The organism is Oleiphilus sp. HI0128 (assembly GCF_001635365.1).
This window is the reverse complement of sequence record NZ_LWGG01000276.1, coordinates 1-1,096: the sequence shown is the minus strand read 5'-3', so window position 1 is coordinate 1,096 and position 1,096 is coordinate 1. Positions and strand designations below refer to the sequence as shown.

Below are 1,096 nucleotides of genomic sequence, written 5' to 3'. Positions count from 1 at the left end.
TCTTTCGTTGTTTTTGATACATCTTAACAAAGATGAAATACATGTTGTTGAACCTGAACTGAAGATGCTTGTTAAGTTTTTGTCATTTGAGAGCAAGCTTGGAAGCGGTCAAAGCTGAAATCTAATCCTTGATCAAAGGCGGTTATGTCCCAGGCTGGTGCAGTGTTGAACATGTAAGCTGTGCTACCCACCATTCTTCATGGAAAATGGTATTGCTTTGTTCAGTTAAATAAACACTTTCTCGATTGTCTAAGCTCTATCTACGATGTTACTCATAATAATTTAAGTGTTACTACTTTTCGCTGATACAGCGTATAAGTAGCGAATCGCATTAGCAGATTTTTAAAGAGAGAAACCATGAAAATAGCAATAGCAGGGACTGGCTACGTAGGCCTTTCAAATGCCATGTTACTTGCGCAGCATAATGAAGTTGTGGCGCTGGATATAGAGGAGCAAAAAGTTGCTTTGTTGAATGACAAAAAATCACCCATTGTTGATTCAGAAATCGAAGATTTTCTGCTGAATAAAGAGCTGAACTTTAGGGCGTCTTTGGATAAGAAAGCCACTTATGTTGGTGCCGATTATGTTGTGATTGCTACTCCGACTGATTATGATACGGAAACCAATTACTTTAATACCTCATCTGTTGAATCAGTTATTCGAGACGTTCTTGAAATTAACCCCAGCGCCATGATGATTATTAAGTCTACGGTACCTGTTGGCTTTACCAAACGCGTTCGTAGCGAGTTTGATACAGACAATATCGTTTTCTCTCCTGAGTTTCTTCGAGAAGGGAAGGCGCTACATGACAACCTATACCCATCACGAATTATTGTTGGCTCACAAAGTGAACTGGCAAAGACATTTGCAGCGTTGCTCGCTCAAGGAGCAGTCAAGGAAGATATCGATACGCTATTTATTGATTCAACAGAAGCAGAAGCGGTTAAATTATTTTCTAACACTTATCTCGCTATGCGTGTTTCGTATTTTAATGAGCTGGATAGCTATGCAGAATCCCATGGATTGGATACTCAACAGATTATCCAATAAATTGCAAAAGGGGTCGGTGACAACTAATAATCATTCGCATTACTTG

At 39.2% G+C, this 1,096-nt stretch carries 1 pseudogene; it reads left to right on the top strand.

Features of this window, described 5'->3' with window-relative positions:
* Nucleotides 1–357: 357 nt before the first annotated feature.
* Nucleotides 358–1,047 (top strand): annotated as a pseudogene (locus tag A3763_RS03615) (nucleotide sugar dehydrogenase); the annotation flags it as partial.
* Nucleotides 1,048–1,096 lie beyond the last annotated feature (49 nt).